A 24,722-nucleotide genomic window follows, 5' to 3' on the forward strand; every position below is an offset into this window, starting at 1 on the left:
CTTAACAAGAGTAAAAAAATAAATTAAAAAGAATATCCTACAGAAGCCATTACATTCCTTGGAGCTCCGGGGAAGGCACGGGTATAATCAAACCCACCCAGGAAATAGTACTTGTCAAAAACATTATTGATGTTTACTGACATTTTCATTTTTCCAATATGATAATAAACGGCTGCATTAACGGTTGTATAAGATGGCCATTCACCCCAAAGTGCATTTCCTGCACTGTCTTTTCCAATGCTGTTATCCATGCGTCTTGTGTCGACATAATAGACACCGGCACCAAAACCAAGTCCCTTTAAAGCGTGCGCTGAAAACACATACTTCAGCCACATACTCGCCATATTTTTAGGCGCCCCAGGTAAAGCCTGTCCTACTTCAGAAGCAATAGAAGAAGCTTTTACCTCTGTATCGTTATAGGTATAATTTGCCATCACCTGAAATTCTTTAGTCAGCTGTCCGCGGATGTCAAGTTCAACACCTTTTGAAACCGCATTCCCAGATTGTCTATACACAGGAAACCCAGTCGGACTTATTTCCCCTGTTGCAATCAGCATATTTTTTCTTTCAATCTGGAAAAGAGAAAGATCCATTTGAAGCTGATTTTTGAAGAATCCTGTTTTAAGACCTGTTTCGATCTGGAAGCTATGCTCCGCCGTGAAAGGTTTGTCGGCACCATAATCCTGATAGTTCTGGATGAAATTAGCCCCTACAGGAGCAAACCCTTGTGAATAACTTGCAAAATAATTGATCTTGTCATTGATCTGATACGTTAATCCAATTCGGGGTAACCATGCGTTTTGGGTACCACTGTAACGGGTGGTAGCGCTGCTTATCGTCTCAGAATAATAGTGTTCGTGGCGAAGTCCCAGAATTAGTTTCAGCCTGTCAAAAGATATCTGGTCCTGAACATAAATTCCGGTTGTTTTATAGGGACTTAAGAAAGGGTAACTACCTTGTGGCAGCCATACATAATTGCTTAGATCATGAATCGTATAAGTAGGATTATTAAGATCAAATGTCAGCGGAACAATCTTTCCGTCGATCTTTTGTTGTCTGGCTTCACGCTGCTGATTGTTGCTGTCTCCTTCATACTGTGCATAATCTACTCCCGCGATGATATGGTTTTCAATGGCTTTTCCGGTAAGGTCCCACTTAAAGTAAACTACCGAATTATCCGTATAATCCTTTCCATGACGGTCGAAGAAACGCATATTCATAATTGTATTGTTGGGAGCATCTGCGTAACTGTTGAGAGTACGGTGCTCGTTCACATCTTCCTGATAAATAGATTTCATGTAACTGGCATTCAAAGACAGGTTATGAGTAAGTTTCTGACTGAGTCTGGCACTGAACGACAATGTTTTGGTATTATAGAAATCTGATGGCTGACTTAGGGTGAAAGAGCGGGGCAGGGCATAAAAATCATTGTTTCTCAAACCCATCCCACGGTCCAGATATCCATGAAATTGATCATATACCAGATCGATATCTACCTGCGTTCCTTCAAAAGGCTTAAAAGTAAGTGAAGGAGCAATCATAAAGTTTTTCTGCTGATTGACATTTCTGAAGGTTTTGGTGTCTTCATATCCGGCATTCAAACGGTACAGTACTTTCTTTTCCTTATCTAAAGGGCCTGTCAGATCAATGCTTGTACGGATTGTCTGAAAACTTCCAACAGAGAAGTTAACAGATCCTTTTTGCTGATCCAAAGGTTTTTTAGTGACCATATTGATGGTTCCTCCAGGTGTAATATCTCCAAATAATGAAGCTCCGGGGCCTTTTAAAACAGAAACACTTTCCAGATTGATAGTTAAAGGGGAACGGTAATAACTGTTCCCGTAGCTATACCCTGAACGCAAGCCATTTACAAGACGGATTCCGGTCTCATAACCACTTTTAAAACCACGGATAATAAGGTCATCATAGGATGAAGCCGTTGTTACTCCGGCGAGATCCTGAGCAACCTCACGGGTGGTATAAGCCTGCTTATCTTCCATAAATTCACTGCTTACAATAGAAACCGATTGAGGCAGGTCCTTCAGATTTCCCGAAAATTTACCTCCTAATTCTAAATTATTGGTGAGATAAGAATTATTTCTGCGCGCTGTGATCAGAACTTCCTGAATATTAGTCTGATTTTCTGCCAATCGGATGGTTATTCCATTTTTATCATTATAAGAAAGAGAATCCAGGGTAATATTTGATTCTGAATATCCTTTGGCGTTAATCATAAGCTGAACAGGATATGGAATAGGAGTATCAAACTGAAATTTTCCATCTTTACTCGTTATTGTTGAGCTTCCCTGCTGGAGAGAAACTGTTGCATTGGAGATAATTTTCCCCTCCTGATCCAAAACTTTTCCGAAAATAGAATGGGTTTCTTGTGCGGATAAGGCCAACGGAAGGAGGAGCATTATACCATTGATGCATAATGCTTTTTTAGTTGTGTTCATGTATTTTTCTGTGTATTATTTATTCTTGTGTAGGAATCATCAGTTCCATATGTAATGTTGGATAGGTTCCTTCATAACAGGATTTTAGAAGTCTGAAACCTTGCTTTAACCAATAATCATAAGCTCCCTGAAGGAATGGATGCGTATGAAGGTATAACCGTTTTATATTTTTTTGTTCTGCAATATTGGCCAGTTCCTGAAATAATCGTGTGGCAATACCTGTTCTTCGATATTCCGGATTGACGAATAATCTTGCCACTTCTACTGTGGTGTTTTCATCTATATCGAGATGAGGAAAACGGTAGTCATATGGCATCATACCGATGGCGCCGATCAGTTTCCCGCCTTTTGTTCGGGCCTGCAGAAATGCTCCCGTCAAAGACTGCAGATAGTTTTGTTCGAAATTAACCAGATCTTTGGGAATAATTAAAGGATCAAGCAAAGGATAGAGCTGCCGTCTGAATTCCATAACGTAAGGCAGTACTTCGAAAACATGGTAATCTTCTACCAACGAAATAAGTATTTCTTCATGATTTTTCATATTTTTTATTTTAATAGAGGGGTGAATATTGGGGTTCCCTGATTGTTCAGTGCCAATAAAGACAATTCATAAGTGTCTTCCAGAAGTTGATGTAATTCCTCTTTTTCCAAAGATTGAACAGACACAAGATTATGATTCTGCATGATGAAGAACTCGTCTCCAAAAAGAAAAGCCAGATTAGGGTCATGCATCACGCACAAAACCGTAGTACCTTCCTTTACCAATTGGCGTATTGCTTGCAAAACAGCGACCTGATAATGCAGGTCCAAATGATTGGTAGGCTCGTCCAGCATCAGAATATCAGGTTTCTGAACCATTACCCGGCATAGAAGAACCAATTGGCGCTCTCCGCCAGAAAGAGATGTGTAAGGTTTATCTTTGAGATGGATTAGATTAAATTTCAACAGGATGTCTTCCACTTCCTGATAGTCTGATTTTTTAGGAGAAAATCTTGAAAATGAAGCTCTTCCCGTTAATATTACATCCAATACCGTAAAGGGAAAAGTAGTTTGATGAATTTGATTTAAAAAACCGAGACGAACAGGAGAAGAAGTTCCTATTTTAATTTTTCGTCGTTCTTTATCTCCAATCCATACATTTCCCCGGTAGTTTTTCTCAAGACCGGCAATGATTTTAAATAGGGTAGATTTACCACTTCCGTTCCTTCCCAGGATGACAGATAATTTTCCTTTTGGAAACTGAGCTCTTATATTCTGCAGCACTTCATTGTTGCCATATCCGAAAGAAAGCTGTTCGATTGAAATAATTGAATTCATGAGTTCCAGTTTATAGCATTTCGCCGCATTAAAAAGATGAAAACCGGAGCTCCAATAATCATGGTAAATACTCCGATCGGAATTTCAAAAGGCAATACGGTACGGGAAAAATCATCAATCAGGAGCAAAAAAGTTCCACCAATACTGATGTTGGCCCATACTGTAATCTTATTATTAGGCCCAAAAATCATTCTGCTAATGTGAGGGACAATCAATCCAAACAGACTGATTACTCCTACTGCAGCCACCGCTGAAGCAGTGATCATTGTTGCTACTGCCATGAAGACCAGTTTTAATACAAAAGGGTTTACTCCCACAGCCATTGCTTCATGATCTCCTAATGCCAGAAGGTTTAGCTTCCAGCGAAATATAATGATGATCAATAAGCCAGCAAGGATCGGGAACAATGCCGTATACACTTTCTGCCATGAAGCGGTATGGAGGTTTCCCATCGTCCATTGTACAATCGCCTGCAACTTATAAGGGTCGCTGAGGTATTGTAGTACAGTTAGTAAAGCAGTGAACACTCCTGAGACAATCATCCCTGCAAGAACCATGCTTACAATGGAGGTTTTGGCGCCTGCATATGAAACCAGATAAGTGATTCCCACTGCTGCCACTCCAAAAATAAAAGCAGAAACATTAACGGCCATTACAGGAAACAGCATGGCCAATGCTGCCCCGAAAGCCGAACCTGAAGAAATTCCTAATGTAAAAGGATCTACAATTGGATTTCTGAAAACAGCCTGTAGTACGCCTCCTGCAGAAGCCAGTGAGGCACCTACCAGAAAAGTGAGAATAATTCGTGGTAAGCGGACCTGCCATAAAATAGTATGTAAACTTCCCTGCAATGAAGCCTGGTCTCTAGAGAGACCTGTTTCCAGCGCGATATGATGAAAGAGTTCCCCCAGGTTGATATTCTGGCTCGAACCTATAATGAGCGAAACGATGATCAGCAGGAGAGGAGCTATAATTAATAAAGACCCTTTTTTGATGGTACTTATCATCAGATCAGTCCTTTTTTACCATAAATTACCTCGAAAGCCTTTTTTACATCCTGATCCAGCTGTTCCTGAGTATACTCTGGCATACACCAGTGACGAAGCTGTTTGGCGAACAGCATGAACTTTACCGTATGCGGGTCATAAGGAAAAGAAGGAGACATTACAAATACCTGTTTGTTTTTTACTGCAGGAAGTGCTGCCAATTCTTTAAGACTGTATACATCAGATAATTTTGAGTTCCATAATACAATAAGGTCCGGGTTCCATTTGTACATCGTTTCGGCACTGATATTGGGTGCTTCCACCGGAACCGGACAGGCATTCTGAGCTCCTGACAGGGTTATTGCCATATCAATAAGGCTTCCTTTTCCTGAAGTAGACATGATACGTCCTTTAGACCATGCATAGTAGATCTTCTTTGGAGAACTGCTATGAGAAGCTTTCATTTTGTTTACTTCTTGGGCAACATATTGAGTGATTTCTTCAGCTCGTTTTTGCTTTCCCAGAAGGTTCCCTACATTTTTAAGTTCATCCAGGATTTTTTTATCATTTAAAGACGAGAAAGTAAAGACAGGAATTCCCAGGTTTTCAATTTGTGTGATATTATCTTCATCCGTACTGAATGTAAGTACCAGATCAGGTTTTAGCCCTATAATACTTTCTGCATTGCTGGACTGTCCTCCAAAAGTAGGAGTGGCGATGCTTTTATTTTTAATCCTGCTGTCCAGTTTGGAAAGAAAACGGTAAGTATCTTCAGTTTCATAAATCTGCTGCGGAATACCGACAATTTTTTCTCCTGCCTGCAGCATATAAACATCATCTACAAGTGCGTTATAGAGAATCACAATCCGCATAGCTTCATGAGGCAGCGTAATTTTTTTACCTCTGCTGTCCGTTGCTGTTACTTCTGTGTGGGTTGAAGTTTCTGTTGAAGGCGAATTCTTTGGTTTATTACAACTTTGCAAAACCAGTAGAATAGCAGAAAAAGTTGTAATTAATAAGGTTTTAATTTTCATGTGCTCTTTTTTGGGTGAGATAACGTAATGATTGGGCAGATAAAAGTTGTGCATCCTTAAGTTCTAGACGGGGGCCATATTTCACCGATAGCTGTTCATACAACCGGCCGTCATAAGGAACGGCGAAATGTTGGTCTGAAATGACAAACACAGGAAGGTGTTGATTTCCTATGAAATAACAGAAATCTGCAGCTTCTGTATCATTTTGAGGAACAAAACATATGGTAAGGCAGGTTTTAAAATAGATCGTGGCAACTTGCTGTTCATGACTGTATAGCCGGTCTCCCTGCTGCCATTCTTTAAGATTTCCCAGTCTGAGTTCCAGAACTGTCCCGGATCTGGTGATCCGGGTCAGTTTTTGTTTTTTATTTTCAAACCATTCGAGTTCCAGAATGTCAGGATGAGAATCATTCAGGTTTTCTCTTGACTTTACTTCATCTATTACGATGGGCTGTATTGTTTCCATACATTACACCTCTTGAGCAACGCTTTCTTTTTTCAATTTTACCTTTTCTTTCAGCCAGTTGCACCATTCTTCAATACCGTCTCCGTTTAAGGTGCTGATGGTCATTACTTCAAGGTTAGAGTTTACTTCATGGGCATCCTTTGTTACGGCTTCCACAGAGAAAGGAACATAAGGAAGAAGATCAGCTTTGGAGACAAGCATCAATTCGCTGGTTAAGAACATCCGGGGATACTTTTTCGGTTTATCATCACCTTCAGTAGAAGCCAGAAGGGTAACACGGTAATCTTCTCCAAGATCGAAAGCAGAAGGGCATAGAAGATTTCCTACATTTTCGATGAATAAAAGATCAACTCCTTCCAGATCAATATGATCCAAAGCCTGCAAAATCATCTGCGCTTCAATGTGGCACATTCCTCCGGTTACAATCTGAAGTGCATTGATTCCTACTTCGCGCATTCTGATGGCATCACGTTCAGTTTCCGGATCACCAACAAGAATCGAAATATTAAGATCCTGAGCCAGGCGCTTTCCGGTTTCCTGCATCAGGGTTGTTTTTCCTGATCCCGGAGAGGAACATACATTGATGACACAAATGCCTTTTAAACGGTCTCTGATGGCTTTAGCTACAAAATCGTTCGCTTTTAATAAATGAAGAGTTGTGTTATCACATTGAACGGATCCTACGCGGTTACCTAAACTTTTTGGGTTAGCTGTTGACATATTTTAATGATTTTTTTGTTTAAAAATTACTTTTGAAATGAAGAGTTCGTTACCCTGAACAATATTCGGCGAAGCCGTTCCACAGTCATCACAGACAAACCGGTGATACCTGACATTGAAGTCTTTCCTGCACCGTTCACAATGGGCAATAATATCATTCACCAGAACTTCAAGTTCCATTTCCTGATAATGGGGATGATCGGTAATAAATGCATCAAATGCATTCTGAATGAGGACAGGCTGTACATTGGAGAGGAGCCCTGCCGTTACCTGAACCTGTTGGATATCTTCAACTTTAGCATTATAATGCTCTTCCAAAGTGTCAAAAATATCCTTCACTATACTCAATTCATGCATAGCTTATATTTTTATAGGTGAAAACTGATTATCCGGTGTTTTCCAGATAACCTTTATGAGAAATTGGCTGCAAACTGTTTAAGAATATATTTGCTGCCTGAATTATAATGGCAAAGGATCAGACTGTGATCTTTAAATTATGAAATAAAAGATACCGGGGAAGATGATAATCGTGTATAGACTCTGAAACAGAATGTACTGCTGGTTTAGAGTGGAATGATATTCCCCACAAAAATGTATTTTTTCCAAAAATAACAAAAGGAACATCCCAGAAAGTCTTGTCGATATCAAAGTCGTTTTCTGTAAGAGATGCTATCAATGAAACGTCATGCTGCTGAAGAGATTCGGAAACATTTACACCCATCTTATTTGGTGAAGAATATACATTGCCGATACTTTTTTTGCTGCTGACAAGTCCCAGTATTACAGTGAAAAACGGGATAAGCAGAAAAATAAGTGATATGTGAAAGGACTTCTTCATCGATACAGCAAATGTAGAACTTTTATCTGCTCAGGTTCTAACCAAAAACCTCTTAAAAATGTTCAAAATCAGGATGAAATTTAACCTTTTTCCACAAAAATTAAATAATATTTATCAAGTATAATTTGAATTTATATGCTTGAATATCATTATTTTGTGTTGTTTTGTTTTTATTAGTGCAATGGGATGCATTATTTCAATAATGTTAAAAATAATGACTTTACGACGCTGGAAAAGTAAAGGTTTTATTGAAAGTGGAAAAGTCGGTTGTTTATGTTGAATACCGTTACGGTTTCCCATAACTGATTAAATGATTTTTTACTTAATATTGAACATTATTTAATCTCAAATTGACCATGGAAATTGTATTGATCTTTATTTTGCTCTTACTGATAATCTACATATTTGGATCTTCATCAAAATTTAAAAAAGAATCAGATCGGAAAGATGCAAAAATTGCAACGCTGAACACAGAAAATGATCAGTTAAAAACAGAGTTATCAAATCTTGATAAGAAAAATAAAGAGATAAGAACTCATAATGATGCTTTAAGAAAATACCAGGATATTATAGATATTAAAGCGGAATGTGAATACCTTTTGCAAAAAGCACAGAGAGATAGTCTGAAGCTGAAAGCAAAAGCTGAGCTGGAATTGTCCGATGCTCAGGAACAGGCCAAAGAATTGCGTAGAAATGTAAAAGAACTTACGGAGAAGAAATCTGCAGAAATCGGGTTGTTATATGAAAATGCTGTTAATGAAGCAAAACGTATTGTAGAAAATGCTGAAACCAGAGCCGAAAATATTGGAGGAGACGCTTATCGAAGCTTAAAAGAAGCCGATCAGATTGCTGACCGTATCAAAGCTATGAAAAACGTGATTAAAGGATATGGAAACGAATACTTAATACCAACGTATACTTTACTGGATGAACTTGCCGAGGATTTTGGCCATAAAGAAGCAGGAGAAAACCTTAAAAAGCTTCGACAGAATAATAAATTGATGATCGTAAACAGACAGGCTGGTATCTGTGATTATATGGATGAAGTAAGAAGAAATACAGCCATTGATTTTGTTATTGACGCCTACAACGGAAAAGTAGATTCTATTTTGGCCGGGGTAAAGAAAGATAATTTCGGAACATTGAAACAAAAAATGGATGATGTTTTTCAACTTGTTAATTTCAATGGACAGGCTTTCAGGAATGCAAGAATTTCGGAAATCTATCATAGCGCAAGATTGGAAGAGCTTAGATGGGCTGTGGTAGCGCAGGAGCTGAAATGGCAGGAACAGGAAGAACAGAGACAAATCCGTGAACAGATCCGTGAAGAAGAAAGAGCACGCAGGGAATATGAAAAGGCAATGAAAGATGCAGAAAAAGAAGAGCTGACATTGAAAAAGTTAATTGAAAAAGCAGAATCTCAGGCAGCAAAAGCGAATGAAGAGCAAAGAATACTTTATCTGCAAAAACTGGAAGAGCTACAACAAAAGCTTACACTGGCAGAAGAGAAAAACCAAAGAGCAATCTCTATGGCTCAGCAAACCAGAACAGGAAATGTGTATATTATTTCGAATATTGGTTCCTTTGGAGAAAATGTTTATAAAATAGGAATGACCCGACGTTTGGAACCTCTTGACCGGGTTCGTGAATTGGGAGACGCCAGTGTTCCTTTTGAATTTGATGTTCATGCTATGATCTATTCTGAAGATGCTCCGGCTTTGGAAAAACAACTTCACAGAAAATTTATGAAAAGCCAGCTGAATAAGATTAATCCAAGAAAAGAATTCTTTAAATTAAACATTCATGATATTAAAAATTATATGGATACACTGGAAATTGGCTGTAAATGGACGATGATGGCCGAAGCAAAGCAATATCGTGAAACCTTGAAACTGGAAGAAGAAATGATAACCAACAAACAGCTTGAAGCAGAATGGGAGCAATATCAGGAAGTTACAGATCCAGTTACCTATGATGAGGTGATGAGTGAAGAATAAAACCTTAACTTTTTCCCTGCATAGTAAAACCAACAGTCACTTCCGTTGCCCTTCTTCAAGCTTCCTGCTCAATATTCCTGTCTTTCTCCGGTTTTCATCTTTTTCAAAGAATTATCACTATTTTAGATCACTTAAACAGATTTATTATTGGATAAATGAGGGATAAATCATCAATCAATAACTATTTTCATTCGCTATTCAGCATCAAAGATGAGGTGGTTGAAAAGATTACGGAAACATTCGGGTATTTTGAGTTGAAAGCCAATGCTGTGCTGTTGGACAAAGACGTTGTCAGTACCAAAACATTCTTTCTGGAGAAAGGGTATGTAAGATCCTACATCATCAATGAAGATAATGAGGAGATTACCACTCATATTTATGCGGCACCATGCTTTGTAAATGATTTTTTATCGTTTTTCAGACAACAGCCTGCAAAGGAAGTGTATCAAACCGTCACAGACTGTATTTTCTGGGAAACAGGTTTGGAAAATGTTCAGCATAACTTTCATAATATCCCGGAATTCAGAGAATTCAGCAGACTTCTTTTTGTTCTTAATTATTATAACATTCACGACAGACTGATCGAAATGGCCAGTCAAAAAGCTTCTACCAGATACGCCAATCTGATGAAAAAAGACCCGGATATATTCCGCCATGTTCCGCTGAAAATTATTGCATCCTATCTGGGAATTAAAGACAGTTCTCTGAGCAGGATTAGGCGGGAGATCCATAAAATGTAATTTCTTTTCATTTGTCAAGTGATCATTTGCTATTTCTCATTCATCTTTGTCAAAAATAATTTCATGAACAAAAAACATATTGTAGTTGTAGGATTAGGTGGTGTAGGAGGATATTTTGGATTTAAAATAAATCAGACCAATGAAGTTTCCGAAAAATATAATATCTCTTTCATAGCCAGAGGAGAAACTTATAATAAAGTAAAAGAAAACGGACTTATTCTTCTGTCCCCGGAGCATCTCAATGACAGAACGCATCCCAATGCTATAGCAGAGCACATCAAAGATATCAAAAATCCTGATCTGGTTCTTATCTGTGTGAAAGAATATGATTTAGAAAATGTCTGCAGACAGCTTTCAGAAGTGATTGATACAGATACTGTTTTGCTTCCGATGATGAACGGAGCCGATATCTATGACAGAATTCGAAAAGTGATCCCTGAACATACGATCTTACCTACGTGTATCTACGTAGCTTCTCACATTAAGGAAAGAGGAACGGTAGAACATAAAGGAAAAGCCGGAAAAATGATTATTGGGAGAGATCCCCAGAATTTTTCAGTAGATGTAAACTGGATCACAGATATGCTGGCTGAAAGTAAAATTGATTTTGATTTTAAAGATAATTCGCTGTCGGATATTTGGACCAAATTTTTCTTTATTGCAAGTTTCGGGTTGGTAACAGCAAAACACAATTCATCTATAGGAACCGTTTGTTCAGATGAAGAGCAAAAGCATGAAGCCACTGCAATTATGAAAGAAATGAAAGCGATTACAGACAGAAAGGGAATTTCGATTGAAGAAGATATCATTGAGAAAACATTCGAAAAAGCGGCTACTTTTCCTTTTGGAACTCCAACCTCCTTACAGTTGGATATTAATTCCGGGAAAAAAGATAACGAATTAGAATTATTTGCCGGTGCTATTTTGCAGTATGGCAAAGAGTTGAATGTTGAAACACCTTTTACTCAAAAAATATATAGGGAGTTGAAAGAAAAATAAACTTTCACTGACTAGTAAATCAGTTAGTTATAGGATTTCGACGGGCTGAAAGCCCGCCGAAATTGAAGTTAAAATATAATAAATTCTTTAAGGTCTTTGTGGAGGCTACTTTAAATCATCAAATTCAATATAAATTTGTTTAGAATGATACAGGTTCAGTTTTTCACCATTTAATAATATTCCTGATTGCTTTTTCAAATATGTTTTTTTCAGATCAAGCTCAGGAAGTTGAATCTCAACAACCTTTCCTTTCTTCAATGAATCAAGAACTGCCGTGTTTCTCGTCTGTAGGCTTAGCAGTTCATCAAAATCAGGCCGTGCTTTGATTGAATGGGCTATAAATTGTTCGTTCTGATCCCCAAATAATAAATAAGTAGGGAGTTTATCCTTTGTTGCTAAGGGATTTAATTTTCTGAAATAAAGCAACTTATCGATATGCACTTCAACGTTTTTCAAAATTTCTACTCCGCCGCGTTCAAAATGTCCTCTGTAGATATTTCCTTTGAAGGATTTTCTGTTTTCAAGAATTTCCGGTAATACAAAAACCTCTGGCTCTAAGGTATATACATTCTCGTTGGGATGATCGAATCGATCTTTAATATAGGCTTCTTTGTCTTTATTGCTAATACTTAACTGTAATAAAACCTGATAATCGTGCGGGCTATGGAACATGGGTAAATGAGAACCATACAGGGAGCTATTCCCAAGCAATAACATGCCATGTACAGAGGGACGGTCCATTTTGTGTTCTTGAGCTTTCAGTAAATTAATGCTTAAAAAAAGTAAGAACGTGCTTAGTGCACAGATAATAAAATGTCTGTAATTGTTCATTTATATCTCAATGATATCAGTTAATATTAAATTTTATAGGATCGTAATCTTTTGAATATGCTCTCTTAATTAAAGTAATATGGAGTCTTTTTAATTGAGAAATCTTCCTTCTTATATGTAAAAAAGCAACTCAACCGGTTGGCAAATTTATAAAATAAAACGCAACACTGAGCTTCGTTATCAGTTTTGAGTCTTCCTAAGATAAGAGCCAAATTGCGTTTAATGATAAATGTGTTGAAGAATCTTGAGAAAAGTTTTTCTTCTTTCGTTATTTTTTGAAAAGATAAAACTAAGAGCTCTATTTTTTTGATTACATATTTTTGGGAAATTTATGATCTCAGGATTGTAAACAGCAGTTTATAAATTAAAAAGACGGATTCACATCCGCCTTTTCTGTTGATTAGAAATAAAAATATAAAATTTGGAAAAGTCTACCCCAATAATATAGACTTAGTAGGGGCATTTATAGGATTAAAATTCACGATCCCGGTCTTTGATGGTCCTGAATTTTGTTTTGAAAAAAGTATCCGCCTTTGTATTGAACTCATCCGTATACACAATTAAAGTACTGTGCCCGGAATTCGGTAAGATCCATAAGTTAGCTTTTGGAATATTTCTGAAAATTTCCAGGGTATGTTCCGGCTTTATGACATCATGATCTCCTCCCACAACCAAAACAGGAATTTTAATACGTTGAAGATCTTTCGGATCTATATTAGGTTGCTCACTCAATAATCTTTTATATTTGAGAACTTGATAATCCAGGTCTGTTTTATCTTTTTTGGCAGCAAACAGGTCTTTGAATTTTGTGTAATTAGCACTCACTCTTTTGAAAACATCAGCCTGTACCGCAGAAGAATCGGGTCGTAAATTAGCTCCTGTGACAATCAGTTTTTTTACCTTTTCCGGGTGTCTCATACTAAGCAGAAGCCCATTGATTCCTCCATCACTCCAGCCAATAACCAAGGCTGAATCAATCTTCATTTTCTCGAGAAGCTCTGCATAATCATCAGCCATCATTTCATAAGTAAGCGCCTCTTTTTTATCTATTGATTTTCCATGCGATCTGCTGTCGGCAACAATCACTTTATATTTTTTTGAAAAAAAAGGAATCTGTTTTGAAAAATCTACAATCGAGCCACCATTTCCATGGATGAGAAGTAAAGGTTCGCCCTGGCCATAGGTTTCACAATACATTTTTATTCCATTGATATCGTAATAGGTACCGGTTTTGGAGTTGTTTCCATAACTGGATTTCTCTACCAATTGGGCATATTCGTTTTTGATGTGTTGAACATCTGTCTGGCTCAATAGGAAAACAGGCAACAATGCGAGAAAAAGTAATATCGGTTTCATAATTTATAATAGGATGTTTAAATTATTAGTGATATTTTGTTTCCCGATAAGTATAGAGTATTGAATTATTGTTACAGAAAATTATTTATTTTGGCTAATTGCGTGTTGTTTTTTATGCTTCATGCATGAATTTTTGTCGATTTAGCAATGTTTCTTCGCTTTCCCGGTGATCAGGATCATCTACACAGCAGTCTACAGGACATACTGCTTTACATTGTGGTTCTTCATGGAACCCCTTACATTCAGTACATTTTCCTGAAACAATGTAATAAACATCATCAGAAATGGCTGGGTTATAGGCATTAGCGTCTGCTTCTGTTCCGTCCGGGAATGTTATATGTCCGGAAAGTTTTGTTTTATCTTTCCAGCGCCAGTCGATCGCTCCTTCATAAATGGCAGAATTGGGGCATTCAGGTTCACAGGCTCCACAATTGATGCAGGCATCTGTTATTTTTATAGCCATATTATTTGTTTTTTTAATTGTTTTAAAAAGGGACTTCTTCAATAAGATACTGCAGAAATCCCTACTCAACTTAATTAAAGCAGTTTCAACAATTTAGATATATCATAAACTGTGCAAACTTTTATTTTTAATGGGTTAATCTGCAACAATTTGTACAGAAATTCCATCCATCTGATTGGTAAGGTAGATCTGGCAGGCTAATCTGCTGGTTTTTTCTGTATTGAAAAGTTCGGAGAGAAGGGCTTCTTCAACCTCATTTTTTTCAGATAGCACTTCATTTTCATCGGGAATATAACAATGACAGGTTGCACACATGGCCATTCCTCCACACATGGCTTCCATGGGAAGATCATAAGCTTTACAAATGTCTTTTAAAGTAAGCCCCATATCTGTTGGGCAGATCAAAGGATGTTTGTTTCCCTCCTGGTCTGTTACGATAATTGTAATTTCATTCTTCATAGGATTAGTCAATCGTTGCTACTACTTGTTTTTCCGCTTGTTTTTTGGTTCCGTCAAAACCTTCAATTCCGCTTACGGTTGTATATTTTAAAACAAACTTTTTATGAGGATTAAGTCTTTGATAGATGCTCTGGCAGGCAATAGCTGCTTCATGAAAACCGCAAAGGATCAGTTTCATTTTATAAGGATAGGTATTAATATCTCCTACAGCGTAAACCCCTGAAATATTGGTCTGAAAATCTGTACTGTTGTCTACTTTTATTGCATTTTTTTCAAGTTCCAGCCCCCAATCTGCGAGCGGCCCAAGTTTAGGAACCAATCCGAATAAAGGAATCAAATAATCGGTTTCTATAGTTTGAATAGTACCTTCTTTTTCAATAACAATTGCTTCTAACGAATCATTTCCTTTCAATCCAATAACCTCTGCCGGAGTAATAAGATTGATCTTTCCTTCCTGTTTTAATTTCTTTACTTTTTCTACTGAATCCAACGCCCCTCTGAATTCGTTTCGTCTGTGAATTAGCGTTAGTGAAGACGTTATTTCCGCAAGATGAATGGCCCAATCTAGGGCAGAATCTCCACCACCTGCAATGACAACACGTTTGCCGGCATAATCTTCAGGATGTTTTACAAAATAACTGACTCCTGAGTCTTCATAATCCGAAATATTTTCAATGGGTGGTTTCTTAGGTTCAAAACTTCCCAGGCCTCCGGCTATGATAATCGCTTTTGCTCTATGTTTCGTCCCTTTATCGGTAATAACTTCGAATAGATTTTCTTCAAGCTTCAGGAGATGAATCGCTGTTTCATTGAAGGTAAAACCTGGTTCAAACTGTTTGATCTGTTCATAAAGATTATCAACCAGCTCTCCGGCCAGTACACTAGGAAATCCGGGAATATCAAAGATGGGTTTCTTGGGATATAGTTCCGATAACTGGCCGCCCATTTGTGGTAATGCATCAATGATGTGACAACGCATTTTAAGGAGCCCGGCTTCAAAAACTGTAAATAACCCTGCAGGGCCGGCACCAATGATCAGTATATCTGTTTCTATCATGTTAAGAATGGTTTATCGTGATTTTTTCTATTTTTTTAGTGGTGGCAATATTGATGAGCCTGTCAAACTTATCCGCATATAAAGACGAAATGGTCTTTCTGTCATCATCGAATAAAGAAGATCGAACAATAGGAACGCTGAAGGGGAGTGGCCATGCTCTCAGGGATTTTGTCACCGCATCCATCGCATTGATTCCCTGCATAGCCTGAAGACCGTCTGCCCAACAAACAAGTCCTACAGTTTTATCAGTAAGATAAGGATCATAATTGTTGGCGGTTACTTCAAGCCAGTCCAGGCAGTTTTTCATAACGCCCGGTATTCCGCCATGATAAAGCGGAGCCAGCCAAAAATGAAGTTCGGCATCCCGAAACATTTGCGTCATACGCTCTACTGCCAATGGCGTTTTGGTAAGGGTAACATCGAATAAAGGAATTCCGGAGTCGGCAAGAGTAAAGATATCAGCCTGAATTCCCAGTGCTTCCAGACGTTTTGCAAAATATGAGGAAATAATTCCTGAAGTAGATTCAGTTCTCCTTTCCAGTGATCCGTTGAATATGATTGCTTTCATGTTGTTTATGTTTTGAAAATTACTTTCGGAAGACCTATTTCTCCATACATCAGACTTTTAACCAAAGGTTTCAAAAGTCCGGCTGCCAGGAGATAAAGGGCAGGATCATGATCTGCATTAGCCCTTACTACCACCTTCTGATTTTTAAAATGTTTAAGATCTGCATAAATGAGGCGGCGCTTCCAGAGATCAAGAAGAATGGTTTCAGCATTGTTTAAATCTACGTACGCGGCATATAGAGATAATTTTTCCATCAGAAACATATAGGCCCATGGCGGGATGATTGCTTCAGTAGAACAGATAATGCCCACTGCTTTTTCGTTGTAAATGGAAAAATCCACCTCTGCAATAGATGCCTTAAACTCCTTCTCCTTGACAATCATTCCCATAAAAAGATGGTCTTTAATATCCAGCTCCACTATCTCTGTCGTAGGTTTGTAGTCTAAAAGATCAAGAGCAATAATGCCCGAGGTTTTTGCTTTGTTAATGAAAATTTCCTGATTCATAAGAGGATGATTATTATCGTACTTTTAAAAGCGCTTCTTCATATTTTTTTTCTACGGCAGACCAATCCAGTACAGACCAGAACCTATCCAGATAATCTGCTCTTTTATTTTGATAATTCAGATAATAGGCATGTTCCCATACATCAATTCCAAGAATCGGAAAACCTCTGTTCATAGAAAGTACATCCATCATAGGGTTATCCTGATTGGGTGTAGAGCTTATCGCCAGAGATCCGTTGAATTTTACATACAGCCAGACCCATCCGGAACCAAACAGAGCCAGTCCGCTTTTTTTCATTTCGGCTTTAAGATTTTCAATACTTCCAAAATTGGATGAAATGGCATCACCGAGTGGTCCTTCAGGGTATGATTTAGGGCTTGGAGAAAGGATTTCCCAAAATAAAGAATGATTGTAATGTCCACCGCCATTATTTCTTATCGCTGGGCTGTATTCACTGATTCTTTGCAACAAAAGCTCCAAATCGGGATTAGACTCATTGGTTTGCTCTAAAGCTGCATTCAGATTATCAACATAAGCCTGATGATGACGTTGATGATGGATGGTCATTGTTTCTTTATCTATAAATGGTTCCAATGCATCATAAGCATATGGTAACTGAGGTAATGTAAATGGTTTCATTGCATTTATTTTTTTGATTAATGTGTGACAAAGGTAACAATATATTTTAATAAAACAACTTTTTAGTTGTTTTATGTATTTTAGAAAAATGCTTTATAAATCGCTGTAAATAATTGATTTAAAGTGTTTGGGTAAAGATTATAGAAAATGACTATATTTGTTGTTGAAAAATAAAACAACTTAAAAATTGTTCAAATGAAAAAGCCGGCAGCGGATCGCATTCTGATGTTTTTGAAGATGAGGGGAGAAGCTACATCACTCCTTATTTCCGAAGAACTGTCCATTACAAAGGAGGGTGCGAGAAAGCATTTACTCAACCTGGCGGAAGAAGGACTTATTCAGCCTTCTGTAAAAAGTGAGGGAGTTGGCCGCCCAACCACCTATTATACGCTTACAGAAAAAGGATTGGCGCAGTTTCCGGATACCCATGCAGATGTTACTGTTCAGCTTTTAAGATCAGTAAAAAATCTGCTGGGAGAAAATGCATTGGACCTATTAATAACCGACCGGGAGAAAAATACACACGATCGCTATGAAAAGGCACTTTCAAATGCAAAATCTCTGGAAAAACGCCTTGAAGTACTTACCGAAGCCCGAACCAAAGAAGGATATATGGCAGAATGGAAAAAAGAAGGAAAAGAATATTTTCTGATCGAAAACCATTGCCCAATATGTGCTGCTGCTACAGAGTGTCAGGGATTCTGTCGTGCAGAACTGTCAAATTTCCAGTCATTAATTGGGCCGGAATATACTGTGGAAAGGATAGATCATATCATTTCCGGAGGACAGCGTTGTGTATATAAAATTAGTCAGTAATCCATCATGTACTTGTATTGAAAGATGACTTTGAAAGCGATAATTTTTGATATGGATGGTGTGCTTGTAGATTCTGAAGGATTTTGGGCAAAAGCAGAACTGGATGTATTTTCATCATATGGCGTTCAGATAACGGATGAATTAGCTGCGCAAACCAAATATATGACCACTCAGGAAGTGACTGAGTTTTGGTATGATAAATTTCCATGGGAAAACCTGAATGTAAGTTCAGTAGAACAGGAAGTTGTTTCAAGAGTGATTGAAATGATACATTCGGAAGATTGTGCTATGGATGGGATAAAGGAATTTATCAAAACGATTAAAGATAAAGAATACAAGGTCGGATTGGCTACCAACGCTCCTTTACGGGTGGCTGATGCTGTACTGGAAAAACTTCAGATTCGTGATTATTTTGATGCTGTTCATTCCTCAGAATTTGAAAAGCAGGGAAAACCACATCCTGCTGTATATCTTACGTCAGCAAAAAAACTTGGAGTGGAACCCAAACATTGTATTGCTATCGAAGACAGCTATTCCGGGTTGAAAGCCGCAAAGGAAGCAGGAATGAAGACGGTTGTTTTTACCAATGACAATGAAACTCTGGATTTCGAAATTGCCGATTTTAAAATATTGAATTTTAAAGAAGCTCTGTTACCCGTTTTATAATACATCTATGAACTTTAATGAGACTGAATTTTCTGATTATATCAATCTGTTTGGGCAGTTTTCATGGCCTCAGTGGATCATATTCAGTCTTATTGTGAATGTTTTTTTGTATCTTTTTTCAATAGGTTTATATGTCTTTATTGATAAAACCTGTCAGAAAAATCAGTTACAGGAAAAGAATCATCCGATTACAAAGCCAGACTTTTACCTCAGTCTTTTTACTGTATTCTGTAACAGCCTTGTGATGCTGGTCGGAGCTTTTCTATGGAAAAATGGCTGGATTAATCTTGGATATAACGTATCAGTAGTTCATATCTTTCTGGAAGTAATAGCATTGTTGTTATTGATGGATCTTCTGATGTACTTTTTTCATTACGCAGCTCATTTGCCTTTTGTATACAAAATACTGCACGGGAAACATCACGAACATGTAAGTACCAATTTTCTGAGTCTTTTTGTCCTTCATCCTTTCGAAACAATTGGTTTTGGGTTGATGATGCTGGTCGTATTAATGACACATGATTTTTCGGTTATTTCCATTACCGTTTATCTATTGATCAATTTGGTATGGGGTACTGTTGGACATTTGAACAGGGAGTTTTTTCCTGCTTGGTTGGATCGTTTTTTCGTCGGAACGACAAAATTTCACAATGATCATCATCAGGATGAGACAAAGAATTTTGGATTCTATACTTCTATTTGGGACAGGTTATTCGGAACTTACAAATAAAGTGTCCTTTAATCCTTAAAAAAGAAAATGGCTACAAATTCACAAGCAGAGAAGCGAATTTGTAGCCATTGAAAAGTAAAATTTATTTTGGCTGTTTTGAATTCTTTATTTCTGACTGAATTCTTTTTTCGATTATTCTCCAGTCATAAAAATGAAATACCCTACCGTTACTCATTGCAACAAATACACCTTTAGGAAATTGAGGGCCTAAGTTGATGTTTGTTACCTCAGAACCGTCACTTTCCAGAGTAGAAACAGGTATTTCTGCAATTCTTCCTTTTGCAGGATTTTCTCTTAAATAAACATTGAAAGTATCATTCTGTTGGTTGGATACCAGAATATATCCTGTTTTTTTAGAAGTGGGATAGATGGAAATACCTTCCACATCGGACGTAAAGTCTTTATTTCCGAAAACAAGAAGCTCTTCATTTCCTTTGGCCGGATCTGCATAATACTGATGAACTCCGAATTGCTCATCAGAATAATAAATATAACCCATTTCGTCATCTACAGCAATGCTTTCAATTTCTTTCAGTCCGCTGTATTTTCCAAACTTACGAACAACTTCTCCGGTTACAGCTCCATTTTTTTCAGAAAGTTTATACTGCCAGAGATAGCCTTCTTTAGGACCTGATTTTCTTCCTACAACAGCAAAAATTTCCTTCGTTGCAGGGTTCTTATACATGGAAATTCCCATAGGTCCGCGTTCTGTTTCACCGTCAAATACCGAAAACTCACCGATTTCTTTCAATTCAGGAAGAGAGTAGAGTTTTACTTTGTTGGTTTCACGTTCTGTAACAGCTGCAATGTCCGTACTTTTTCCGTTCAGGATGAAACCATATTCAATATCAACATTGTTGGGACGTTTAAGGCCGGAAACTTTACGAATAATTTTTCCCTGAAGATCAAAAGCATAAAGCCCGCCATCTGTGTCTTTATCTGTTCCGATGATGATACTTTTAGAAGCGTCTTTTGGATTGATCCATATTGCAGGATCGTCTGTATCATGAACTACAGTTTCTGTAATAACGGTTGGTTTTAGTTTTTCTCCTGCCTGATTCTGCCCTTTGCAGTTCATCACAAAAGGAAAAATGGCAAATGCTGCTATATAATAAGTTATTCTTTTCATGTTTTTTAAAAATCAAATTTTACTCCCAGTGTAAATCTTGGTCTGTAGTATTCTGCCTGTGCTGTTCTGCTTGGGATTCCCTGATAGTATCTTAACGGCTGATTGGTCAGATTATTGGCTTCTGCGAAAACCCTCAGCTGGCTGGTGATTTTATAGGAAGCGTTGGCGTCAAGGAAAAACTGTTTGTCATAATAACGGTCGTCAAAGGCTTTTCCACCTAATTCGTCAATATAATGAGAAGCGTAGTTCATCGAAATTCTGGCTGAAAAACGTTTGTTTTCCCATGAAAGCGATCCATTGAACATATGGGGAGCTGCTCCCGGAAATCCTACATCTGATCTTTCAACTCCTTCTTCGTTCGTAATTCCTTTTGCTTTTGAATGGGTATAAGTATAGTTCACATACACTCCCATTCCTTTCCAGAAGGCTCCGGGAATAAAATCCAACTGCCTTTGTAAAGCGACTTCAAAACCATAGATGTCTACATTGTTACCGTTACGCTGTTGGGTAAATTTCCAGTTGCTTTCTCCTGCAGGAATAGGGTTGGACTGTCCCGCAAAGTCATTGGCAAAATCACTGGCCGTATAATTTCTTCGGGAATAGGTATAAATAAAATCATTCAGATTTTTATAGAAAATTCCTCCTGAAAGAATCCCTACAGATTTGAAGTACTTTTCCGCCATGAAGTCAAAATTATAAGCATAGGTAGCTTTTAGATTAGGATTTCCTGCGGAGACAATTTCGTCTTCTGAAATAACATTCAGATAAGGAACCAATGAATAATAGTTCGGACGGGCAAGAGCGGTGGTAAATGCGGCACGAAGCACAAGATCCTGCACCGGAACATACTTGAATGAGATATTCGGAAGTACATTGGTGTAGGTATTGGTATTGCTGATCTTTCCAACCAGGTCACTTTCGTTCAGGACATAATTTCCGGTATAATCAATCGTAGTGCTTTCAATACGGGCTCCCACGATCATGGAAAGTTTATCATTGAAATCCTGATCCCAACGGATATATCCTGCATAAATTTGTTCCTTGGCTGTATAATTATTTGAAAGGAATTTTGAAGGTTTCAACTTACCGTTAAATAAACCTGAGTTGAATAAATCCAACCCTCCCAGATATGCAGGGTCAACAAACGTTCCCGGAACATAATTTCCAGCCTGGAAGTTTGTTCCATCATGATAAACTGTAGGCACAGAAAGAAGGCTTCCCATTCCGCCGATAGGTTCGAAGGCGTAAAAATCATTATTTCTTTCCTTTTCCTTCAAGCGCATACGGAAACCGGTACGAAGTCTTCCTTTTTGATCTTGGATAACAGAAAGAGGAAAACGTACGTTTACTTTAGCTCCAAATTCTTTTTCCTGAGTAAAGCTGTTGGCATCGGAAAGATCACTCAGTTTATAGCTTCCCAGATTATCAGCTGCAAGAAGATTAATCATAGGTTTTCTGGGATCACTAAGATCCGGTGAAAAGTTCATCTTGCTGTTTTCAAATTCTATATAACGTTGGTGAGGTTTGTCTTCACTGGCTGTAGCGTAGTTCATGGACCAGTCAAGATCTACTTTTGAACCCAGTAAATGTTCTCCTCTTAAGGCATAGTTCTGAACTTTCTGCTTCTCAAGACGTGTATTGTCGTTGTCTGCATCTCCGCCTTTAATTTGTCTTGTAATACTTCCTTTCCAACCTGTAATTTCAGATTCATCAGTATTATAGACCGGTTTTATTTTATAGCCAAGGGCAAAACGGTTTTCTTTATCATTTCTGAAGTTGTACATGGCTGAGGCGTAGATCTTGTTTTTAGAATTGAATTCATAATCCATATTAAGATCAAAGCTGTGCCTGATACGGTGTTCATTATAATAGCGGACTCCCATTTTGCTTATATAAGCTGTCTGAGCTTTATCATTCGCCTGGCTCCATACAGGTTCTATATTGTCTGAACCAAAATTATTGTTGTTATAAGAAAAACTGAATACTGCTCCCAGTTTTTTGTTTAGAAAACGATTGCCATATACCAATCCGGCAGTATAATTTCCTTTTTCTCTGATCGGGTTATATCCTCCGGCAAGGGTTGCGGAAATTCTCTGTCCATTAGGAGAAGCTCTGGTAATAAGGTTTACAGAACCTCCGATAGCATCGGCATCCATATCAGGGGTTAAGGTCTTATTCACTTCTATGGTGGAAATCATATCGGAAGGGATAAGGTCCATCTGAACATTTCGGTTATCGCCTTCAGCAGAAGGAATTCTGTCACCGTTCAGTGTTACAGAGTTCAGGTTGGGTGCAAGACCTCTGATGATAAGGTTTCGTGCTTCTCCCTGATCATTTTGAATGGTGATTCCGGGAACACGTTTCAAGGCATCTCCAATATTGGCATCTGGAAAACGGCCTATTTGGTCCGAAGAAATGACATTGGTGATATTGGCGTTGCTTTTTTGCTTATTTAAAGCTCTTGCCTGGTTTTTTAATGTCGCTCCGGAAACCACGATGGCAGCAATACTTGTTTCTTTTTTATCAAATACAATATTTTGCTGGGTATTTTTTTCAGATTCTATGGTAACATTATATTCGTGAACGCCGTAGCCAAGATAATCTACCTTCATGGTATACTGACCGGGAGGAACGTTCAGGAAAACAAAATTTCCGTGTTCGTCAGAAGTAGTATAAATATTTCCCGGACTTAAAGATATTTTAGCTCCCGGAAGGGCAATTTTAGCGTCATCATTGATGTTTCCTGAAAGAGTTCCGGTTTGTGCGTAGAAAAATAGGGATGCACAAAACAAAACAGATGTAAAAATTTTCTTCACTTTCTTTTGATTAGATTAAAAACGTCACAAAATTAAACGTCTGTTTGGAGAAAGACTTGAAGCAGAGATTAAGGTTATTTTAATAATTGTTAATATAAAGCAAAAAACATGAATTTCAGGGGCTTTTTAGATGTTGTCATCTTCTGCAATAGTAAAAAATCCTGCAGTTTTACACCGCAGGATTGGTAAAGTCATTATTTGGTTTTTATTGAAGGCAGGTTTGTGATGATCCGCCACTTTCCCTCTTCCTGTACACAGGTTATGAGAGAAGAGAATTCATGAGTTGGGCTTTCCAGAGAAACCGTTGCATAGGCAATATTATTTTTCTGTTCTATGGAATGATAAGTAATATCACGGGGTTTCCCTCCAAATACCTTATCGCGGACTAATTGAACGTAATTTTCTTTGGAAATAACAAATATTCCCGGTTTCTCAAAAAATCCATCCTGAATGTTCTGATACTGCGGATGAAGAATTTCTTCAAGAGCTGAAGGATCACTGTTATCACCCCCTTTAATAAATTTTTCAATGGCTTGTTTAATGTCTTCTATCATTCATTGAATTGTTTTACAATTTCAGCCTGTTGAAAATTTACCAGCTCAGCGATTCTGGTTTCAATTACGGTTCCGTCTAATGGAAAATAGGAGATGTCAGTAACTCCCATATGATTAAGAAGCTGCGTGATATGGATTTCCAAAGGATTTCGTTTTTCCTGAAGTATACCGCCCATAGAAGAGATCACATAAGCCTTTTTGTTCTCCAGTAATCCTTTGCGGGTAATATTTTCTGAAAAGGTTTTCTTTGTTCTGACTACCAAATCAAAATAAGCTTTTAATGAGGACGGAATTCCAAAATTGTACATAGGAGAAGTAATGAGGATTTCATTAGCCTGATAAATTTCATTAATCAGCTCATCCGAAAGGCATGTGCTTTCAACATCCGGAATTTCGCTAAAAAAGGCATTTACCGTCTGCTCATTAATGTGAGGAACAGGTTTTAGGGTAAGGTCTCTTTCAATAATGACTCCTTCCGGATTTTTTTCTTTCCATTGTTGAATAAAATAATCACCCAATGCTCTGGAAAAAGAATTTTGTGTTCTAACGCTGCTGTCGATTCTAAGAAGTGTGTTCAT

The 24,722-nt window shown here is 37.8% G+C and carries 27 protein-coding genes; 6 read left to right on the top strand and 21 right to left on the bottom strand.

Features of this window, described 5'->3' with window-relative positions; translation table 11 throughout:
* Positions 1-23: 23 nt before the first annotated feature.
* The 9 genes from ACQ76T_RS03375 to ACQ76T_RS03415 all read right to left on the bottom strand — a co-directional run bounded on the left by ACQ76T_RS03375 (position 24) and on the right by ACQ76T_RS03415 (position 7,817).
* Positions 24-2,456: a TonB-dependent siderophore receptor gene (locus ACQ76T_RS03375; protein ID WP_431341934.1), complete on the bottom strand. Its 2,433-nt coding sequence runs from the start codon at positions 2,454-2,456 to the stop codon at positions 24-26.
* 19 nt (positions 2,457-2,475) lie between these two features.
* Positions 2,476-2,997 (bottom strand): GNAT family N-acetyltransferase, encoded by a 522-nt coding sequence (locus ACQ76T_RS03380; RefSeq protein ID WP_431341935.1) that lies wholly within the window; start codon positions 2,995-2,997, stop codon positions 2,476-2,478.
* A gap of 5 nt (positions 2,998-3,002) precedes the next feature.
* On the bottom strand, positions 3,003-3,773 hold the full coding sequence (locus ACQ76T_RS03385) for an ABC transporter ATP-binding protein (protein WP_431341936.1): 771 nt from the start codon (positions 3,771-3,773) through the stop codon (positions 3,003-3,005).
* Positions 3,770-4,780 carry a FecCD family ABC transporter permease gene (locus ACQ76T_RS03390; protein ID WP_431341937.1) on the bottom strand — a complete coding sequence of 337 codons (1,011 nt, stop codon included), beginning with the start codon at positions 4,778-4,780 and terminating at the stop codon, positions 3,770-3,772. The genes ACQ76T_RS03385 and ACQ76T_RS03390 overlap by 4 nt, the downstream gene beginning before the upstream one ends.
* Complete coding sequence (locus ACQ76T_RS03395) at positions 4,780-5,793, bottom strand: ABC transporter substrate-binding protein (protein ID WP_431341938.1); 1,014 nt, start codon at positions 5,791-5,793, stop codon at positions 4,780-4,782. The genes ACQ76T_RS03390 and ACQ76T_RS03395 overlap by 1 nt, the downstream gene beginning before the upstream one ends.
* Positions 5,783-6,259 (bottom strand): urease accessory protein UreE, encoded by a 477-nt coding sequence (locus ACQ76T_RS03400; protein WP_431341939.1) that lies wholly within the window; start codon positions 6,257-6,259, stop codon positions 5,783-5,785. The genes ACQ76T_RS03395 and ACQ76T_RS03400 overlap by 11 nt, the downstream gene beginning before the upstream one ends.
* Before the next feature lie 3 nt (positions 6,260-6,262).
* Entirely contained in the window at positions 6,263-6,979 is a 717-nt protein-coding gene (gene hypB, locus ACQ76T_RS03405) for a hydrogenase nickel incorporation protein HypB (RefSeq protein ID WP_431341940.1), read from the bottom strand.
* Positions 6,980-6,982: 3 nt separating this feature from the next.
* Entirely contained in the window at positions 6,983-7,336 is a 354-nt protein-coding gene (locus ACQ76T_RS03410; RefSeq protein ID WP_431341941.1) for a hydrogenase maturation nickel metallochaperone HypA, read from the bottom strand.
* Positions 7,337-7,454: 118 nt separating this feature from the next.
* Positions 7,455-7,817 carry a hypothetical protein gene (locus tag ACQ76T_RS03415; RefSeq protein WP_431341942.1) on the bottom strand — a complete coding sequence of 121 codons (363 nt, stop codon included), beginning with the start codon at positions 7,815-7,817 and terminating at the stop codon, positions 7,455-7,457.
* A gap of 356 nt (positions 7,818-8,173) precedes the next feature.
* Here ACQ76T_RS03415 and ACQ76T_RS03420 point away from each other — a divergent pair, with 356 nt between their 5' ends.
* From ACQ76T_RS03420 to ACQ76T_RS03430, 3 genes are all read left to right on the top strand, one after another.
* Positions 8,174-9,814 carry a DUF4041 domain-containing protein gene (locus tag ACQ76T_RS03420; protein WP_431341943.1) on the top strand — a complete coding sequence of 547 codons (1,641 nt, stop codon included), beginning with the start codon at positions 8,174-8,176 and terminating at the stop codon, positions 9,812-9,814.
* A gap of 155 nt (positions 9,815-9,969) precedes the next feature.
* Positions 9,970-10,554 carry a Crp/Fnr family transcriptional regulator gene (locus ACQ76T_RS03425; protein WP_431341944.1) on the top strand — a complete coding sequence of 195 codons (585 nt, stop codon included), beginning with the start codon at positions 9,970-9,972 and terminating at the stop codon, positions 10,552-10,554.
* Positions 10,555-10,617: 63 nt separating this feature from the next.
* On the top strand, positions 10,618-11,553 hold the full coding sequence (locus ACQ76T_RS03430; RefSeq protein WP_431341945.1) for a ketopantoate reductase family protein: 936 nt from the start codon (positions 10,618-10,620) through the stop codon (positions 11,551-11,553).
* A 105-nt stretch (positions 11,554-11,658) separates the two neighbouring features.
* Here the strand turns inward: ACQ76T_RS03430 and ACQ76T_RS03435 are convergent, their stop codons facing one another.
* From ACQ76T_RS03435 to ACQ76T_RS03470, 8 genes are all read right to left on the bottom strand, one after another.
* Positions 11,659-12,384 carry a hypothetical protein gene (locus tag ACQ76T_RS03435; protein ID WP_431341946.1) on the bottom strand — a complete coding sequence of 242 codons (726 nt, stop codon included), beginning with the start codon at positions 12,382-12,384 and terminating at the stop codon, positions 11,659-11,661.
* 471 nt (positions 12,385-12,855) lie between these two features.
* Positions 12,856-13,740, bottom strand: a complete 885-nt coding sequence (locus tag ACQ76T_RS03440) for an alpha/beta fold hydrolase (RefSeq protein ID WP_431341947.1) — start codon at positions 13,738-13,740, stop codon at positions 12,856-12,858.
* Positions 13,741-13,852: 112 nt separating this feature from the next.
* A complete protein-coding gene (locus ACQ76T_RS03445; protein WP_431341948.1) occupies positions 13,853-14,203 on the bottom strand; it encodes a 4Fe-4S dicluster domain-containing protein in 351 nt (116 codons plus the stop codon).
* Positions 14,204-14,338: 135 nt separating this feature from the next.
* Entirely contained in the window at positions 14,339-14,662 is a 324-nt protein-coding gene (locus tag ACQ76T_RS03450; protein WP_431341949.1) for a 2Fe-2S iron-sulfur cluster-binding protein, read from the bottom strand.
* A gap of 4 nt (positions 14,663-14,666) precedes the next feature.
* Positions 14,667-15,719, bottom strand: a complete 1,053-nt coding sequence (locus tag ACQ76T_RS03455) for an NAD(P)/FAD-dependent oxidoreductase (protein ID WP_431341950.1) — start codon at positions 15,717-15,719, stop codon at positions 14,667-14,669.
* A 1-nt stretch (position 15,720) separates the two neighbouring features.
* Complete coding sequence (locus tag ACQ76T_RS03460) at positions 15,721-16,287, bottom strand: NADPH-dependent FMN reductase (protein ID WP_431341951.1); 567 nt, start codon at positions 16,285-16,287, stop codon at positions 15,721-15,723.
* A 5-nt stretch (positions 16,288-16,292) separates the two neighbouring features.
* The gene (locus ACQ76T_RS03465; protein ID WP_431341952.1) at positions 16,293-16,793 is read right to left on the bottom strand and encodes a DUF2480 family protein; all 501 of its coding nucleotides are present in this window, start codon (positions 16,791-16,793) and stop codon (positions 16,293-16,295) included.
* A gap of 13 nt (positions 16,794-16,806) precedes the next feature.
* The gene (locus tag ACQ76T_RS03470) at positions 16,807-17,433 is read right to left on the bottom strand and encodes a superoxide dismutase (RefSeq protein ID WP_431341953.1); all 627 of its coding nucleotides are present in this window, start codon (positions 17,431-17,433) and stop codon (positions 16,807-16,809) included.
* 195 nt (positions 17,434-17,628) lie between these two features.
* Between ACQ76T_RS03470 and ACQ76T_RS03475 the strand changes: the two genes are divergently transcribed.
* Genes ACQ76T_RS03475 through ACQ76T_RS03485 form a run of 3 tightly spaced genes read left to right on the top strand, consistent with a single transcriptional unit; the run spans position 17,629 to position 19,645 of the window.
* Positions 17,629-18,249, top strand: a complete 621-nt coding sequence (locus ACQ76T_RS03475) for a helix-turn-helix transcriptional regulator (protein ID WP_431341954.1) — start codon at positions 17,629-17,631, stop codon at positions 18,247-18,249.
* Positions 18,250-18,273: 24 nt separating this feature from the next.
* Complete coding sequence (gene hxpB, locus ACQ76T_RS03480) at positions 18,274-18,915, top strand: hexitol phosphatase HxpB (RefSeq protein WP_431341955.1); 642 nt, start codon at positions 18,274-18,276, stop codon at positions 18,913-18,915.
* A gap of 7 nt (positions 18,916-18,922) precedes the next feature.
* Positions 18,923-19,645: a sterol desaturase family protein gene (locus tag ACQ76T_RS03485; protein ID WP_431341956.1), complete on the top strand. Its 723-nt coding sequence runs from the start codon at positions 18,923-18,925 to the stop codon at positions 19,643-19,645.
* 82 nt (positions 19,646-19,727) lie between these two features.
* Here ACQ76T_RS03485 and ACQ76T_RS03490 read toward each other — a convergent pair whose 3' ends face one another.
* From ACQ76T_RS03490 to ACQ76T_RS03505, 4 genes are all read right to left on the bottom strand, one after another.
* Positions 19,728-20,723, bottom strand: a complete 996-nt coding sequence (locus tag ACQ76T_RS03490; RefSeq protein WP_431343712.1) for a phytase — start codon at positions 20,721-20,723, stop codon at positions 19,728-19,730.
* A gap of 56 nt (positions 20,724-20,779) precedes the next feature.
* Positions 20,780-23,590: a TonB-dependent receptor gene (locus tag ACQ76T_RS03495; RefSeq protein WP_431341957.1), complete on the bottom strand. Its 2,811-nt coding sequence runs from the start codon at positions 23,588-23,590 to the stop codon at positions 20,780-20,782.
* Positions 23,591-23,784: 194 nt separating this feature from the next.
* Positions 23,785-24,144 (bottom strand): nuclear transport factor 2 family protein, encoded by a 360-nt coding sequence (locus tag ACQ76T_RS03500; RefSeq protein WP_431341958.1) that lies wholly within the window; start codon positions 24,142-24,144, stop codon positions 23,785-23,787.
* Positions 24,141-24,722, bottom strand: coding sequence for an FMN-dependent NADH-azoreductase (locus tag ACQ76T_RS03505; RefSeq protein ID WP_431341959.1), 582 nt, complete (start codon positions 24,720-24,722; stop codon positions 24,141-24,143). Before ACQ76T_RS03505 ends, ACQ76T_RS03500 begins: the two co-directional genes overlap by 4 nt.

Origin of the sequence: Chryseobacterium sp. JK1 (assembly GCF_050632815.1) — a bacterium.
Taxonomy (GTDB): Bacteria; Bacteroidota; Bacteroidia; order Flavobacteriales; family Weeksellaceae; genus Chryseobacterium.